Genomic DNA, 15,166 nt, shown 5'->3' with positions numbered 1-15,166 from the left:
CGGGGGCCGGTCCCGTGTTGAGGGCCCCGGGAACCGTTCCTACGCTGGGCGGGAGAGACAGGAGGGCGCCGATGGCCACCGTCGCCGTGCACCGCGCCGTCCTCGGCGACGGCCGCCCCACCCTTCCGTACGCGGAGACCGGGCGGCCCGGGAGCGGACCGCCGCTCGTCCTCGTCCACGGCTACGCCGACTCCTGGTGGACCTTCGAGCCGATGCTGCGGGCCATGCCGGCCGTCATGCACGCCTACGCGCCCACCCAGCGCGGCCACGGCGACGCCGACAAGCCGGCCGAGGGGTACCTCCCGGAGGACTTCGCCGACGACCTCGTCGCCTTCCTCGACCACCTCGGCATCGAGCGCGCCGTCCTCGTCGGCGGCTCCAGCGGCGGCGTCCAGGCCAGGATCGTCGCCGGCCGGCGGCCCGACCGGGTCGCCGGGCTCGTCCTGCTCGGCACCCCCGCCCTGCTCGCCGACAAACCCGGCGCCGCCGCGGTCCGGGAGACCGTCAGGACCCTGGAGGACCCGGTCGACCGGGAGTTCGCCGCCGCGTTCGCGCGGGGGCTCGCGGCGGGGCGGGTGGCGCCCGGCTTCCTGGAGACCGTCGTCGACGAGAGCCTGAAGGCGCCCGCCCGCGTCTGGCGCGAGACGCTGCGCGGACTCCTGGAGACGGACCTCGCGGCCACGCTCACCGGCATCCTCGTCCCCACCCTCGTCGTCTGGGGCGACCGGGACCCGCTGCTCACCCGTTCGGACCAGCGGCTGATCCTCGACGCGATCCCCGACTCCCGGTTCGTCGTCCACGAGGGCGCCGGGCACGTCGTGTACTGGGAGGACCCGGAGCGGGTCGTGCGCGAGCTCGCCGCCTTCTCCGCCGGGCTCCGCCGCTGAGCCGTACGCCTCCGGGCCCGGGGCGCCCGGAGGCGTACGGCTCAGCGGCGGAGGGGCGTTCCCGGGCCGGGGGCGTTCCCGGGTCGCGGGAAAACCCGTGGACCGCGGTGCCCGCCCTCCGCCACACTCCGTCACCGTACGTGTCGGAACAGCGACGGAAGGTCGTGATGGGAACGTCAGAACAACGCGGCGGCGGACCGGGCAAGGGCTCCGTCCGCCTCGCGCTCCGCCACTACGGGGGAGAGATGGTGCGGCTCCGGAAGGTGGCCGTGCCCGCGCTGCTGCTCCCGGCGCTCGGCAACATCGGGATCCTGTACCTCGCCCCCCTGGTGGTCGCCAAGCTCGTCGGCCGGGTCGCCGACGGCGGCCCGGTCACCCTCGACTCGGTCCTGCCCTACGCCCTCGGCTTCGCCGTCGTGCTGCTGCTCGGCGAGGCGCTGTGGCGGGTCGGCTTCCACTGCCTCAACCGGCTCGACGCCCGCGGCATCGAGCACCTCTACGGCGTGGGCATGGACGCGCTCCTCGCCAAGGACGCGGCGTTCTTCCACGACAACTTCGCCGGCTCCCTCACCAAGCGGGTCATCAGCTTCGCCGGTCGCTTCGAGGACTTCGTCGACACCCTGACCTTCCAGGTCATGGGCAAGCTCGTGCCGCTGCTGTTCGCCTCGGTCGTCCTCTGGCAGTACGACCCGCTGCTCGTCGTCGGCCTCCTGGTGATGATCGCCCTCACCGGCGTCTGCGTCTTCCCGCTGGTCCGCCGCCGCCAGCGGATCGTCGCCGACCGCGAGCAGGCCATCGCCCGGGTGTCCGGGCACGTCGCCGACGTGCTCGCCAACATGGACAGCGTCCGCTCCTTCGCCGCCGAGGACCGGGAGGCCGCCGAGCACCGCGCCCGGGCCGCCGAGTCGCGCCGGATCACGCTGCGCTCCTGGGACTACGGCAACCTGCGCATCGACACCCTCGTCGCGCCCCTCTCGGTCGTCACCAACGTGATCGGCCTGGTGCTCGCGCTGATGCTGGGCGCGGGGGAGCGGGGCGTGGAGGCGATCATCGTGGCCTTCACGTACTACTCCAACGCCACCCGGATCATGTTCGAGTTCAACCAGATCTACCGGCGTCTGGAGAGCTCCATGACGGAGGCCGCGCAGTTCACCGAACTCCTCCTGGAGCCGCCGACCGTCGTCGACCCGCCCGAGCCCGAGCCGCTCAGGAGCCGGTCGGGCGAGGTCCGCTTCGAGCGGGTGCACTTCGCCCACAAGGGCGCCCGGCCGCTCTTCGAGGGACTGGACCTGGACGTGCCGAACGGCACCAAGGTCGGTTTCGTCGGCCGCTCCGGCGGCGGCAAGACCACGCTCACCCGGCTGCTGCTGCGGATGACCGACGTCGACGCGGGGCGGATCCTGATCGGCGGTCAGGACATCAGCCGCATGCGCCAGTCCGACCTGCGGAGCCTCATCGCCTCCGTACCGCAGGACCCGGCCATGTTCCACCGCACCCTCCGGGAGAACATCGCCTTCGCCCGGCCCGGGGCCACCGAGGCCGAGGTCCGCAGGGCCGCCGAGGCGGCCCACGTCACGGAGTTCGCGGACGCGCTGCCCGAGGGCTTCGACACCCTGGTCGGGGAGCGCGGCGTGAAGCTGTCCGGCGGCCAGCGGCAGCGGGTCGCGCTCGCCCGGGCGATCCTGCGCGACGCGCCCGTCCTCCTCCTCGACGAGGCCACCAGCGCCCTCGACTCCGAGAGCGAACTCCTCGTCCAGGACGCGCTGTGGCGGCTGATGGAGGGCCGGACGGCGCTCGTCGTCGCCCACCGGCTCTCCACCGTCGCCGGGATGGACCGGCTCGTCGTCCTCGACCGCGGCCGGATCGTCGAGCAGGGCAGCCACCGCGAACTGCTCGCCGCGGAGGGCGCGTACGCCAAGCTGTGGCGGCACCAGTCGGGCGGCTTCCTCGACGACGTCACGGCCGGCGGCGCCGGCAGCGCCGACCCGGAGCCCACCGTGTCCCGCTGAGCCGCGAGCCGCCTCCCGCCGCCCCCACCAGCGGGTTCGCCCCCTCCGTCCGGCCCGGGGCTGCACCCCGTGCGGGTGCGGACACGGTCCGCGTCTGCCAGCCTGGTGCCAGCGTGCCCGGCACAACGCCTTGACGGAAACCGTCCGTCCCACCGCCTCCGGGCGGTGGGACGGCGTACGACGGAAGGAGGCGGTCATGCTCATCGGCCACGCCTTCGAAGAGGGCGTCCTGCACCTGTCGCTCCCGGGCGACCTCACCCTCACCAGCCGATCCGCCGCCGACCTGGAGGCCCAGGCCCTGGCCCACGCGCACCGGCCCCGGCTCGTCCGGGTCCAGCTCTCCACCGCCGACCCCTCACCCGCCTCGCTGAGCGTCCTCTCCCGCGTCCGCCGCTTCTGCGAGAACCTCCGCATCCCCCTCACCGTCGTGGGGCCGGTCCGGGCCGCGGCCGCGCAGCCCGCCGAACGCCCGTCCCGGGATGCGGGGCGTCCGGCGCTGCCGTTGACTGGGGCCGACGCGCAGGTGTGACCCGAGGGAGACCACGACATGACCGCACGCTGGGTACGGGGCGCCGCCGGCGGCCTCCTCGCGGGAGCCGTCCTGATGGGCACGGCCGGCTGCTCCGACGACGGCGACAACCCCGTCTCGGGCGCGGTCAGCGAGGCCGCCTCCGCCGTCGCCTCCGCCGCCGAGGGCCTCTCGGAAGCCGCCTCCCAGGCGGTGAAGAAGGCCGAGGAGCAGATGGCGGAGGTCAAGGACGGCGTCGACGCCAAGGACGAGGTGACGCTCGGCGACCCCGCCACCGACGCCGACGGCCGCACCACCGTCCCGCTCACCGTGAAGAACACCGACGGCGCGACGAGGTCCTTCGCGGTCCAGGTGCAGTTCAAGGACGGCGACGGCAAGCTGCTCGACGCGGTCGTCGTCACCGTCTCGGACGTCCCCGCCGGAAAGCCGGGTGAGGGAACCGCCCGCAGCACCCACAAGCTGTCCGGCACCGTGACCCCGACCGTCGCCTCCGCCCTGCGGTACTGACCGGGCCGCGGCCGGGAGCGGCGTCGGAAAACCGGTACCGTCCCGGCCGTCCGCCGCCCAGACTCCTCCCATGACCGACATGGACGCCTTCCGGGCCGCCGTCGCCGCGTGGGCGGCCGACGGAACCGGCGACGCCGCGCGCGAACTCGCCACGCGCCTGCCCGTGCGCACCGTCGTGCTCCTCGAAGGGCGCAGCGACGTCGCGGCCGTCGAGGCGCTCGCCGCCCGGCGCGGCCGCGACCTGGCCGCCGAGGGCGTCTGCGCGCTCTCCATGAACGGCGTCACCAACGCCGCCCGCCACGCCCGTCTCCTCGGCCCGCCCGGCCTCGGCCTGCGCCTCACCGGCCTCTGCGACGACGCCGAACGCGCCCACTACGCCCGGGGCCTGGCGGCCGCCGGGGCCGACCCGGACGCCTTCTTCGTCTGCGTCGCCGACCTGGAGGACGAGCTGATCCGCGCCCTCGGCGTGGACCGGGTCGGCGAACTGGTGACGGCCGAGGGGGAGGGACGGGCCCTGCGGACCTTCCTCAACCAGCCCGCCCAGCGCGACCGCAACCCCCTGCCGCGGATGCGCCGCTTCCTCGGCACCACCTCGGGCCGGAAGATCCGCTACGGCCGGATCCTCGTCGAAGGCCTCGACCTCGCCCGCGTACCGGCCCCGCTCGACGGGCTCCTCGCCTCGCTCTGACGGGCCGGCGCGCCGCGCACCTCGCGGTCGGCGGGGCGGCGGTCCCGTCGCCGCCGCGCTCCGTCCGGGCGACGACAAGGACGGCGACACCGACTGACACGCCCCGGGGGACGCGTCGAGGCCCGGACTTCGGGGTAAACAGAGAACGAACGCCTCCTCTCCCGAACGGACTTGTGCGCGTTGAGCATGCCACTCGGATCCCGTGTGCCAGGCAGGACCTGGACGATTCGCCTCACCGGACACCACGACCACTCGGCGCGGGTCAGCTGCACCACCGCGGGCTGCCGCATGCCCGACCGCTCCAAGGACATCCGCGCGCTGCGCGCCTTCGCCGCCGAGCACGTGCGGGCGCACGCCCGCCTCGCGACCCCGCGCCCGAACGCCGCGTGCGCCTGCGGCGGGGCCGGCTGCCGCCACCACCAGGCCCGGGCGCTCTGCTCGGGCCGCACCCTCCTCGTCCTCATCCACAACCCGGCCGTCGGCGAGGTGTGGACGCTCGCCGAGATCTGTGAGGCGTGCGCCCCGCTGATCACCCACGCCCGGATCGTGGCCCGCGCCGCGAGCCCCGCCGAGGCCCGGCGACCGGAGCGGGTCCCGGAGCCGCGCTCGGCGGCCCCGGCCGCCCCCGCAGCCGGCGGCCCGGGCGTCCCCGTCCTGTTCTCCTCCCCGGAGGCCGCGGGCGGCGGCGGCGACCCCGCCGGCCCCCGCCAGGGCCGACGGCCCCGCCGGGGCGGCCGCGGCAACCGCACGGGCGGCGGACGGTACTGACCCCGGCGGCCCCGCTACCCCTCCCGGGGGAGGAACGCCGGGCGCAGGGCCGGATCGACCGGGTCGTAGTAGCGGTGGAAGACCGGCGTGGCCGCACCCGACAGCGGCGGGACGATCCAGCTCCAGTCGGCCGGCGTCGGCCGGCCGTGCCGCCGCTCCCGCGCGATGTGGCGCAGGAAGCGCTCGGACTCCGTGTGGTGGTCCGCCATCGTCACCCCGTCCTCCTGGAAGGAGTGCAGGACCGCCACGTTCAGCTCCACCAGCGCCCGGTCCCGCCACAGCGTCCGCTCCGAGGAGCGGTCCAGGCCCAGCCTCTCCGCGACCAGCGGCAGCAGGTCGTACCGGTCGGCGTCGGCGAGGTTCCGGGCGCCTATCTCGGTGCCCATGTACCAGCCGTTGAACGGCGCCGCCGGATACCGCACCCCGCCGATCTCCAGGACCATGTCGCTGATCGCCGGCACCGCGTACCAGCGCAGCCCGAGGCCGGCGAACCAGGCGTGCTCGGGATGGCGCAGCGCCACCTCCCGCACGGCCCCGTCCGGCAGCTCGTACCACTCCGGGCGGGCGCCGGGCCGCTCCCGCACCATCAGCGGCAGCACCTGGAAGGGCTCCTCCTCCCGCTTCCAGCCCAGCTCGCGGGCGAGGGCCGTGGCCGCCGCCCCGCGCGGGTCGCCGATCCAGCGGCCGTCGGCGGCGCGGTGACCGGCGTACCGGACCAGCTGGTCGTTGACGATCCGGGGCGCCGGGCGGCCCGGCCGGTCCGGGGCGAAGACGGTCAGGACCGGGCGGATCCGCCCGCCGTTCTCCGCCGCGCGCAGGTGCTCGGCGCAGGCGGCGGCGATCCCGTCGGGGGACGACACCCCGCGCAGATCCCGCACGACGAGGCTGTTCCAGTAGAGCCGTCCGATGCAGCGGGCCGCGTTGCGCCAGGCGACCCGGGCGCCGAAGGCCAGCTCCTCCGGGGTGTGCTCGTAGGTGCCGGTACGGGCGATCTCGGCCCGCACCCGACGGACCCGGGCGTCGGCGTCCCCGGCGCCGGGGCACTCGTCGTGGAACTGCCGGACGAACTCCTCCGCCTGCCGCCGGTCCACCCGGTCCGGCTCGCGCGGAGCGGGCGGTACCACGGCGGGGGCGGGGGCCGGGACGGCGGCCGAGTACGGGCACGCGGCACCGGCGGGGGCGGCCGCGCGGCGACGGATCAGACTGAAGACCAAGGTGTTTCCTCCCTGGCCCCATGACTACCGTACGGAGTAGTCCGACTGTGGAGAGTGTTCGAACTTCGCCGGAGAATCCGGTCCGTCCTGGTATCGTGCCCGGCACCCTGGCCTCACAGCGCCGACAGGACGTCCTCGCGGACCCGCTCCAGGACGAGGCCCCCGTCGAGCCGCACCCGCGCCGTGACGACCGGGCGCCGGTTCCGGTACGCGTCCCACGCCGGCTCCAGCGCGCGCACCTGCTCCTCCGCCCGCTCCCGGCTCGCCGGCGGCATCTGGGCGCCGAACGACTCCAGCAGCGAGACCAGACGCTCGTACTCCGCCGCCTCCGGCCCCGGCCGCGCCTCCTGCGGCGCGTCGACCCGCTCGACGACCCCCTCCGCACCCGCCCCGACCAGCAGCGCCCCGGCGACCGCCGCCGGCTCCTCGGCCGGGTCCCCGGCCGCCGTGACCGTCCCGGCCACCCTCAGATCGACCGCGAGACGCACCCGCCGGCCCTGTGTCAGCGTCATCCGGCCTTCTTAGCACGGGGCGCCACCACGCCGGGAGTGACGCCCCACCCGGCCCGCTCGTTCTCGGTGCGTGCAGCAACTCCGTACCCTTCGCGCCCGTCCGCCCGCCGGCATACCCGGCCCGCGGCCCTCACGGGACGCCGCCGAGGCCGCGCTCGTCGAGCACTACCCCGCCCTGGTGCGCCTCGCCCACCTCGTCCTGCCGCCCTCGCTCGGCCGCCAGCGGCGGGTCCTCACCGCCCACGCCGCCGTCCAGCGGGCGCTGCCCCGCGGCCGGCCGGACCGGTCCGCCGCCACCGTGCCCGCGCCGAGGACGCCCCGCGACGAGGCCCGCGCCTGGCTCCGGGTCCGCGTCGTCGCCCGCGCCCTCGCCGCCCGGCGGCTCCGGCCCGAGGCGCTCGCCCTGCCCCGCGTCACCGGACTGCGGCTCTTCCCCCGCGCCGGCGGCGGCGACGAGCTCGCCCTCGACCGGGCCCTCTCCGCCGTCACCCCGGAGACCCGCGCCGCCCTCGCGCTCACCGTCCTCGAAGGACTCGCCCCCGAGGAGACCGCGGCCCTGCTGTCCGCGGCCGGCGTACGGGATCCCGGGCAGGCCCTCGCCGCGGCGGAGGAGCTGCGGGCCGGCGTCGCCGGCGACCTCGCCGCCCTGCTGCGCGGTCCCGAGTTCGACCCCTGCACCGTCCACCTGCGCCCCACCGACCTGCTGCGCCGCCGGCGCCGCGGCCGGGCCGGGGCCCTCGCGGCGGCCCTTCTCCTCGCCGCCGTGCCCGTCGCCGCCGGGGCCCTCCTCACGCAGGCGCCCCCGCCCGCCCCCGCGCCGGCCGCGCCCGCCGCCGACCCGGCGGAGCTCACGCGGGCCGACCCCGACCGGTGGGCCGACACCTCCCGCGTGGACTTCACCGCCTGGCCCGCCCGGGGCGCCCGCGCCGCCGACACCGCGCTCCTCGGCCGCGCCCTGACCGCCTGGACCGGGGGAGGCGCCGTCACGCGGACCACCCCCGGCACCACCGACGCGCCCCCGTCCGAGCCTCCCGCCCTGCTGTACGCGGGCGACGTCGACGGCGCCGCCGTCGTGCTGCTCCACGACGGCCGCAGGCTCGCCCGCTACACCGAGCCGGCCACCGGCGGGGCCGTGCTCGCCCTGGCCCGCGCGGACGACGCCGACGTCACCACCGCGGCCTCGGTCGTCCTCTCCCGCACCGGCGCGGGCACCCGCTACCTCCTCGCCCCCTGGATCGCCGAGGCGGCCGTGCGGGACCTGGACTCCCCGGCGGCTCCCGCCCGGGAGCTGTCCGTGGCGCGGGACGGGGTCAGCGCGCCCGTGCCCGTCCCCGCGCCCGGTCCCGGCACCGGGGCCGACTGCGCCGGGACCACCGTGCTCCAGCTGCGCTCCTCCTCCCGGATCGCCGAGGACCACGCCTTCCTCGTCGCCGACCTCGGGGGGCTCGGCCCCGCCCACCTCACCTGGACGCCGCTGCCCGCGCCCGGGGTCCCCTCCCGGCAGCCCCGCGAGGCTGCGGGGCCGCCGGGGCTCGCCGCCTGGGCGCGTTCCGGCTGCCTCCTCGGCGGGCTCCGGGACTCCGGCGTCCGCTCCGTCAACCGCTGGGAGTTCGCCGCGCAGGAGCTGCCCGAGCGGGCGGGCCGGGCGCTGTGGGCGTGCGTCCGCGCCGAGACCTGGGAGGGCACGGGGCGGGCCGACGTCCTCCTGGAGGCACCGGCCCGCTCCCCGCTCCCCGTGCGTCCCCTCGCCTCCGTGCCCGACACCGCCGCCTGCGGGCGCTTCGGCCGGCACGTCCTCGCCGGAGGGCCCTGGACGGCGCCGTCGGGCACGCGCTACCTGCTCGCGGCGGGCAGCCGGCACGTCGTCGGGATCACCGCGGGCGGTGCCGTCCGGGCCCGCGCGCGGGGCGGGGTCCTCGCCGTCCGCTCCGCGGCCGAGGGCGCCGTCGTCCTCGACGGGCGCCTCGCCGACGGCGGCGTGCTGCGCGGCTGGACGCCTTCCTCCGGCTGAGCGGCGGCGGCCGGGGCGGCCGGGATCAGGCCCGGAGGGAGCCGGCCAGCGGCGGGGACGGGGTCCGGCGGCCCGCCGCCGGCCCGTCCCTGACCACCAGAAGGGCCGTGGTGTCGTCGTCGAGGCCGTGGGCGGCGAACCGGTCCAGATCCTCCCGCAGCAGCTCGGGGATCCGGTCGGTCGGCTCGTCCGCCCAGGCCCGCAGCCGCCGCTCCAGCGGATAGAACGCGCCGCTCTCGTCGCGGGCCTCGGAGACGCCGTCGGTGAACATCAGCAGCCGGTCGCCGGGGCCGAAGGGCACCTCCTCCACCGTGAACGGCGCGTCCACCGGCACCGGCAGGTGGACCGGCACCGACGGCGCGGAGAACTCGACCGTCTCCACCGTCCCGCCCCTCTGCACCACCGGCGCCGGGTGGCCGCAGCTCAGCAGCCGGATCACCGGCCGGTCGTCGGGGATCTCCGCGAGCAGCACCGTCGAGAAGCGGTCGGCCGCCTCCGACTCCGGGGCCCGCTCCGCGTAGTGCGCCATGCTGGCCTCCAGACGCCGCGCGATCGCGGGCAGGTCCGGGGCGGTGTACGCGGCCTCCCGGAAGGAGCCGAGCAGCAGTGACGCCGCCTCCACCGCCGGCAGGCCCTTGCCCTGCACGTCGCCGATCATGATCCGGACGCCGTCGCGGACCTCCAGCGCCTTGTAGAAGTCGCCGCCGACGTGCGCGCAGGCGGCGGACGCCTCGTACAGCAGCCGCAGGTCCACCGTGCCGAGGCGGGGCGGCAGCGGGCGCAGCAGCGCCGACTGCGCGGCCTCCGCCACCGCGCCGACCTGGCGCAGCTCCGTCTCGCGGCGCTCCCGGAGGTGGGCGGAGACGGCCGCGGCGAGCACGACGACGGAGAGCAGCACCTCGTTGCCGAGGAGGGCCGGGTGGAGGTCCCCGCCACGCGCGGCGGCGGTGAAGCCGGTGGCCGCCATCGCGAGGGCGCCGATCGCGGCCGTGCCGCGGGCGGACCAGGTGGCCGCGGCCAGTGCCGGGGCGGCGATCAGGAACCGGTCGAACCGTTCGGCCGGTGGGGTGAGGGCGTCGGCCAGGGGGGCGAGCACGATCACCAGGAACGGCAGCGCGCGCCCGAGCAGGTAACGGAACTCCGGGTGGCCCGTGGGGGCCCGCCGCGGGTGGGCGGTCGGATCCGCAGGCATGACTCTCCTTCGTCGGTCTCCCGCCCGCGGGCGGTTCGCAACGGCCTTCGTCCCCAAGGGTGCCGGGCGGCGCGGGCCGACCGGCAGGGCCGGAGGTCCCGCGCCGGGGTGGCGGAGGGCCCGGCCGGTGCCTCAGGAGGGAAGGTTCTGCTCGGCCCAGACGACCTTGCCGCCGGAGGTGCGGCAGGAGCCCCAGCGGCGGCACAGCATGTTGACGAGCTGGAGGCCCCGGCCGCCCTCGTCGCTGAGGTCGGCGTGCTGGATCTGCGGCAGGTCCGGGCCGGTGTCGGAGACCTCCACGACCAGCCGCTCGCCGCGCAGCAGCCGGAGCTCGCCCGGCCCGTTCCCGTACCGGAGGGCGTTGCCGACCAGCTCGGAGACGACCAGCTCGCACACGTCGGCGAGGTCGTCCAGGCCCCATGCGGCGAGCTGGCCGGTGACGAGGCGCCGGGCCTCGGACGCCGCCCTGCCGTCACCGGAGAGCGGCCACACCCGCAGCCCGGTCCCCGCGTCCAGCGGCACGGCCCTCGCCGTGAGCAGCACCGCCTCGTCGAAGCGGCCGGGACCGGCCGGGGCCACCGCGATCAGCCCGCCCTCGTCGAGGGCTCCGGGCGGCAGGGCGAGCGCCGCGGAGCGCAGCCGCTCCAGCTGCTCCTCCAGATCGGCGCCGCGCGCCTTCACGAGGCCGTCCGTGTACAGGACGAGCCCGCCGCCGTCGGGGATCGTCACCGTCACGGAGTCGTACGGGATCACGCCGGCGCCCAGCGGCGCCCCGGCCGGCAGCGGGACGAACTCGGCGCCGCCGCGTCCGTCGAGGAGCAGCGGCGGCAGCAGCCCGGCGCCGGCCAGGGTGCAGCGGGAGGCCGCCGGGTCGTAGACCGCGCACAGGAAGGTGGCGACCTGGTCGTCCTCCAGGTCGCGGGTGGCGAGGTCGAGCCGGGCGAGGACCCGCTCGGGCGCCATGTCGAGGGTCATCAGGGTGCGGGCGACGGCCCGGAGCCGGCCCATGGTGGCGGCGGCCGGCAGCCCCTGGCCCATGACGTCGCCGGCCATCAGGGCCGTGCGCCCGCCGGGCAGGGACATCACGTCGTACCAGTCGCCGCCCACCGGGTGGCGGGCCGCCGACGGCGTGTACTCGGCGTGCACCCGGAGACCGGGGGTGACGGGCGTGGCCCGGGGGAGGAGGCTGCGCTGGAGCGAGACGACCCGCTCCCGCTCGCGGCCGTACAACCGGGCGTTGTCGATGAAGACGGCGGCGCGGGAGGCCAGCTGCTGGGCGAGGGCGAGGTCGGTGGGGGAGAAGGGCGGGCTGCCGGGGCCGCGGACGAAGTCGGCGCTGCCGAGGAGCAGCCCCCGGGCGATCAGCGGCACCGCGAGGTAGCTGTGCACGCCCAGGGCGCGCATCTTCGCCGCGCCGCTCGCGGTCGGGGCGACGCGGGCGAAGTCCTCCTCGCGCATCCGGGCCACCAGGACGGGCTCGCCGCGCCGCAGACAGTACTGGTGGAGCAGGGTCTCGTGCCGCTTCTGGTCGCGCACGTAGGTCTCGCCGACCGGGACGGCCTCCAGCGTGGTCATGGTGTCGACGGCGGAGAGCGCGACCGCCCGCATCGGGGGGACGCCGGTGCCGGTCCAGCGGGAGCCCTCCTCGCCGTGCAGGACGCTCTCCAGGATGTCGACGGCGGCGCCGTCGGCGAAGCCGGGGACGGTGAAGTCGGCCAGCTCCCGGGCGGTGCTCTCCAGGTCCAGGGTGGTGCCGATGCGGGTGCTCGCGGCGTTGAGCCAGGCGAGGCGTTCCTCGGCGCCGGGCGCGTCGAGCGGAATCGCGCCGTCGGCGCGGCGGCGTCGGGCGCGGAGCGCCGCGGTCCGGTACACGGTCGAGGTCCGCACGGCCGAGACCCTGCCGGTCAGGCGCCGTCCGCCGCTGCCGCCGCTCACTCTTCCGGCCTCCAGAGGGGAACTCGACCAGGTGTGGTGCACAGTCTGCACCGGAACCCCGTCCGGCGCACCATCCGAACAGCAGCGGAATCGGAGTCGAACGGTAGCTCTGTCACATCCGCCGAACGGGTGAAACCTGTTCGGGGTGTCGTTCGTCCTCTCCCCCGTGGACGCGCCGGCAGGCGTGGGGTCGCATCGGGAACGCGAGGATCGGAGGGCGCATGCGCCGGATGGGCAAGTACACCGCGCACGTGGCCGTGTTGGCGTCGGCGGTCGGCATCAGCCTGGCCGCGTGGGGAGCGACGGCACTGGTGGGCGAGGACGAGCGCGCCGCGCCGGCGGCGGGCGGCGCCGCCGCGCCGAAGCTCCCGGCGCAGCGGGCCGGAGGCGCGGACAAGCCCGCGCGGCCGACGATCCGGGTGCCGGAGGGGATCGCGCACGCCGCCGAGGCGGGCGGACGGGCCGTCAACATCACCATCGACGACGGGCCGGACCCGCGCTGGACGCCGAAGATGCTCGACATCCTGAAGGAGCACGACGTCAAGGCCGTCTTCTGCATGATCGGCCCGCAGGCACAGCGCCACCCGGACCTCGTGAAGCGGGTGGTGGCCGAGGGGCACCGGCTGTGCGACCACACCATGACCCACGACACGACGATGGACCGCAAGTCCGTCGCGTACCAGAAGCAGCAGATCCTCGACGCGCGGAAGCTGATAGAGGAGGCCGCCGGCGGGGCGGAGGTGCAGTACTACCGGGCGCCGGGCGGAGCGTTCACGCCGGACAGCCGGAAGGTGGCCGCGGCCGCGGGCATGCGGCCGCTCGGATGGAACGTGGACACGAAGGACTTCGAACGGCCGGGGGCCGCCGCCATCGTGGCGACCGTGAAGGACGAGCTGTCCAACGGACCGACGATCCTCTTCCACGACGGCGGCGGCGACCGCTCGCAGAGCGTGGCGGCGCTGCGGGAGGTGCTGCCGTGGCTGAAGGGGCAGGGCCGCACCTTCGGCTTCCCGGTGCGCACGGCCCCCGACACCCCGTGAGGGCCGGGGCCGCACGGTCGGCCGGCGCTCGACGGTGTCGTCCGTCCCGAGGCCTCGACGGCCTCGCCGAACGCGGCGCGGGATCGATCGCCACCGGCGCCGTCCGGCTGGCGCACGCGGCCTTCCCGCTGGTCCGGCTCCGCGTCGGCGCCCGGGGCCGGGCCCGTAGGATCACCGGGACGTCCGGGTGAGCGAGGAGCGCGTGGCAGTGACCGTCGTGGTGGAACCGAACCGTGCGGCCCTTCCGGAGCTGCTCGAACGGGACGAGGACGGGCAGCGGCTCGGTGCCCTGCTCTGGCGCCGGGGACCGGGCTGGCGGGCCGTCAGCAGCGCCGTCCTCGGCGGTGGCATCGGGGAACGGGCCTGGGTGATGAACGTGCAGGTCGCCCACGGCTACACCCGCACCGACCCGGAGGCGCACCTCGCCGCGCTCGCCCGCCGCGCCGGACTCCGGGGGCCCGGCGTCGGCCTGATGACCGCCGCCGAGGTCACCCGGCGCGGGACCGCCTCCGACGGCGGCGTCGACGCGGTCGCCACCGCGGGGACAGAGGTGCGCGGCTGGGCGGCGGCCCCGGGAGCGGGGGTCCCCGGGCCCCAGGCCCCCGGCACGATCAACATCGTCGTCACCGTGCCCGTGCCGCTCACCGACGCCGCCCTCGTCAACGCGGTGGCGACCGCCACCGAGGCGAAGGTGCAGGCGCTGCTCGACGCCGGCCACGACTGCTCGGGGACCCCGACCGACGCGGTCTGCGTCCTCGCCCGCGCCCCCCTGCCCGGCGGCCCCGCCGAACCCTTCGCGGGGCCCCGCTCGCTCTGGGGCGCCCGGCTCGCCCGGGCCGTCCACGCGGCGGTCGGCGCCGCGCTGCCCGGGCCCGGCGTCAGCTGAGGGCGGCGACCTCGGCGAGCAGCGTGGCCCGGTCGACGGCGTCGCTCGCGGTGGCGGGGACCGTACAGGCGTGGGCGCCGGCCACCGCCCCGTACAGGGCGCAGCGCTCCGGGGGTTCGCCGGTGAGCCGGCCGAAGAGGAAACCGGCCGCGTAGGCGTCGCCCGCGCCGTTGGAGTCGACGACCGGGCCGCGCGGGGCGACCGCCGGGACGTGCAGGGGCGCGCCGCCCGCACGCGTCAGCAGGTAGGAACCCTCCGCGCCGGCCGTGGCCACGACCACCTCCGCCCGCCCGCGCTCCAGGATCCGGCGCATGGTCGCCGCCGGGTCGGGGAGCGCCGTCGTCGAGACGAAGACGACGTCGGCGCCGTACGCGAACGGCTCGTGGTACGGGTTCTCGCCGTCCCAGTCGTGCAGGTCCGTCGAGACGGTGGGGCCCGCCTCGCGCAGCAGCGGCAGCGTGAAGGCGCAGGGGTGCGTGATCGAGACGTGGGCGTGCCGGCTGGCGGCGGCGAGCTTGCGCACCAGGTCCTCCGGGAGGCGGTCGGACTCCCGGGAGCGGCTGTCGTCGTAGAGGGAGAGCCGGCGGCCGTCGGGGCTCACGAGGTTGACGGCCCGCTTGGTGCCGGCGGGCTGCGGGACCTCCGTGAACTCGATGCCCCGGTCGCGGTGGAAGGCGCGGACCAGGTCGCCCGCGTGGTCGTCGCCGACCAGGTCGACGTGGTGGGTGCGCAGGCCGAGCGAGCTGACGCCGAGCGCCACGAAGTCGCCGGTCTGGCCCGCGCGGGCCTCGATGCCGGGACGGATCATGTAGCTGTCCGCGTACGGCAGCGGGAGCTCGGGGACGTACACGATGGTGTCGACGCCCGCCCCTCCCAGGACGAGGACGTCGTACGCGTGGCTCATGCCGCCCCTCTCGCCGGTGGATCCCGGGCGAGTCAACCAGCCCCGCCACCGGCTCCGCAAGAAGTTGCGGAAAATTGCAGAAGC

The 15,166-nt window shown here is 76.6% G+C and carries 14 protein-coding genes; 9 read left to right on the top strand and 5 right to left on the bottom strand.

Annotated elements, in window-relative coordinates; translation table 11 throughout:
• The first annotated feature begins 71 nt into the window (after positions 1-71).
• The 6 genes from IE245_RS28735 (at position 72) to IE245_RS28710 (ending at position 5,388) form a co-directional block, all read left to right on the top strand.
• Positions 72-887, top strand: a complete 816-nt coding sequence (locus IE245_RS28735) for an alpha/beta fold hydrolase (RefSeq protein WP_189952763.1) — start codon at positions 72-74, stop codon at positions 885-887.
• Positions 888-1,054: 167 nt separating this feature from the next.
• The gene (locus IE245_RS28730) at positions 1,055-2,896 is read left to right on the top strand and encodes an ABC transporter ATP-binding protein (RefSeq protein WP_189952761.1); all 1,842 of its coding nucleotides are present in this window, start codon (positions 1,055-1,057) and stop codon (positions 2,894-2,896) included.
• A gap of 196 nt (positions 2,897-3,092) precedes the next feature.
• Positions 3,093-3,425, top strand: a complete 333-nt coding sequence (locus tag IE245_RS28725; protein ID WP_189952759.1) for a hypothetical protein — start codon at positions 3,093-3,095, stop codon at positions 3,423-3,425.
• Between the two features lie 18 nt (positions 3,426-3,443).
• Positions 3,444-3,932 carry a hypothetical protein gene (locus tag IE245_RS28720; protein ID WP_229851622.1) on the top strand — a complete coding sequence of 163 codons (489 nt, stop codon included), beginning with the start codon at positions 3,444-3,446 and terminating at the stop codon, positions 3,930-3,932.
• A 70-nt stretch (positions 3,933-4,002) separates the two neighbouring features.
• The gene (locus IE245_RS28715) at positions 4,003-4,620 is read left to right on the top strand and encodes a TOPRIM nucleotidyl transferase/hydrolase domain-containing protein (protein ID WP_189952757.1); all 618 of its coding nucleotides are present in this window, start codon (positions 4,003-4,005) and stop codon (positions 4,618-4,620) included.
• Positions 4,621-4,824: 204 nt separating this feature from the next.
• Complete coding sequence (locus IE245_RS28710) at positions 4,825-5,388, top strand: hypothetical protein (RefSeq protein WP_229851620.1); 564 nt, start codon at positions 4,825-4,827, stop codon at positions 5,386-5,388.
• 14 nt (positions 5,389-5,402) lie between these two features.
• On the opposite strand, the gene IE245_RS28705 is transcribed toward IE245_RS28710, so the two are convergent.
• Together IE245_RS28705 and IE245_RS28700 are read right to left on the bottom strand one after the other, a co-directional pair.
• Positions 5,403-6,602 (bottom strand): nitric oxide synthase oxygenase, encoded by a 1,200-nt coding sequence (locus IE245_RS28705; protein ID WP_373305419.1) that lies wholly within the window; start codon positions 6,600-6,602, stop codon positions 5,403-5,405.
• 113 nt (positions 6,603-6,715) lie between these two features.
• Positions 6,716-7,114 (bottom strand): hypothetical protein, encoded by a 399-nt coding sequence (locus IE245_RS28700; protein WP_189952753.1) that lies wholly within the window; start codon positions 7,112-7,114, stop codon positions 6,716-6,718.
• A 70-nt stretch (positions 7,115-7,184) separates the two neighbouring features.
• Between IE245_RS28700 and IE245_RS28695 the strand changes: the two genes are divergently transcribed.
• Positions 7,185-9,125 carry a hypothetical protein gene (locus IE245_RS28695; RefSeq protein ID WP_229851617.1) on the top strand — a complete coding sequence of 647 codons (1,941 nt, stop codon included), beginning with the start codon at positions 7,185-7,187 and terminating at the stop codon, positions 9,123-9,125.
• Between the two features lie 25 nt (positions 9,126-9,150).
• Here the strand turns inward: IE245_RS28695 and IE245_RS28690 are convergent, their stop codons facing one another.
• Positions 9,151-10,317: a PP2C family protein-serine/threonine phosphatase gene (locus IE245_RS28690; protein ID WP_189952751.1), complete on the bottom strand. Its 1,167-nt coding sequence runs from the start codon at positions 10,315-10,317 to the stop codon at positions 9,151-9,153.
• A 132-nt stretch (positions 10,318-10,449) separates the two neighbouring features.
• Positions 10,450-12,252 (bottom strand): ATP-binding SpoIIE family protein phosphatase, encoded by a 1,803-nt coding sequence (locus IE245_RS28685; protein WP_189952749.1) that lies wholly within the window; start codon positions 12,250-12,252, stop codon positions 10,450-10,452.
• A gap of 221 nt (positions 12,253-12,473) precedes the next feature.
• Between IE245_RS28685 and IE245_RS28680 the strand changes: the two genes are divergently transcribed.
• Together IE245_RS28680 and IE245_RS28675 are read left to right on the top strand one after the other, a co-directional pair.
• Complete coding sequence (locus IE245_RS28680) at positions 12,474-13,292, top strand: polysaccharide deacetylase family protein (protein WP_189952747.1); 819 nt, start codon at positions 12,474-12,476, stop codon at positions 13,290-13,292.
• 208 nt (positions 13,293-13,500) lie between these two features.
• A complete protein-coding gene (locus IE245_RS28675; protein ID WP_229851641.1) occupies positions 13,501-14,178 on the top strand; it encodes an adenosylcobinamide amidohydrolase in 678 nt (225 codons plus the stop codon).
• On the opposite strand, the gene IE245_RS28670 is transcribed toward IE245_RS28675, so the two are convergent.
• Positions 14,171-15,082: an adenosine kinase gene (locus IE245_RS28670; protein ID WP_189952743.1), complete on the bottom strand. Its 912-nt coding sequence runs from the start codon at positions 15,080-15,082 to the stop codon at positions 14,171-14,173. The two genes, IE245_RS28675 and IE245_RS28670, sit on opposite strands and share 8 nt — an antisense overlap.
• Positions 15,083-15,166: the final 84 nt, after the last annotated feature.

The sequence above is a fragment of the Streptomyces roseolus genome, assembly GCF_014649855.1.
Lineage (GTDB): Bacteria > Actinomycetota > Actinomycetes > Streptomycetales > Streptomycetaceae > Streptomyces > Streptomyces roseolus.
This window is presented reverse-complemented; position numbering and strand designations above follow the sequence as displayed.

Coding starts and splice junctions, on each gene's coding strand:
- IE245_RS28730 (WP_189952761.1), top strand. CDS start 1,055: ATGGGAACGTCAGAACAACGCGGCGGCGGACCGGGCAAGGGCTCCGTC.
- IE245_RS28715 (WP_189952757.1), top strand. CDS start 4,003: ATGACCGACATGGACGCCTTCCGGGCCGCCGTCGCCGCGTGGGCGGCC.
- IE245_RS28670 (WP_189952743.1), bottom strand. CDS start 15,082: ATGAGCCACGCGTACGACGTCCTCGTCCTGGGAGGGGCGGGCGTCGAC.
- IE245_RS28690 (WP_189952751.1), bottom strand. CDS start 10,317: ATGCCTGCGGATCCGACCGCCCACCCGCGGCGGGCCCCCACGGGCCAC.
- IE245_RS28735 (WP_189952763.1), top strand. CDS start 72: ATGGCCACCGTCGCCGTGCACCGCGCCGTCCTCGGCGACGGCCGCCCC.
- IE245_RS28725 (WP_189952759.1), top strand. CDS start 3,093: ATGCTCATCGGCCACGCCTTCGAAGAGGGCGTCCTGCACCTGTCGCTC.
- IE245_RS28700 (WP_189952753.1), bottom strand. CDS start 7,114: ATGACGCTGACACAGGGCCGGCGGGTGCGTCTCGCGGTCGATCTGAGG.
- IE245_RS28720 (WP_229851622.1), top strand. CDS start 3,444: ATGACCGCACGCTGGGTACGGGGCGCCGCCGGCGGCCTCCTCGCGGGA.
- IE245_RS28680 (WP_189952747.1), top strand. CDS start 12,474: ATGCGCCGGATGGGCAAGTACACCGCGCACGTGGCCGTGTTGGCGTCG.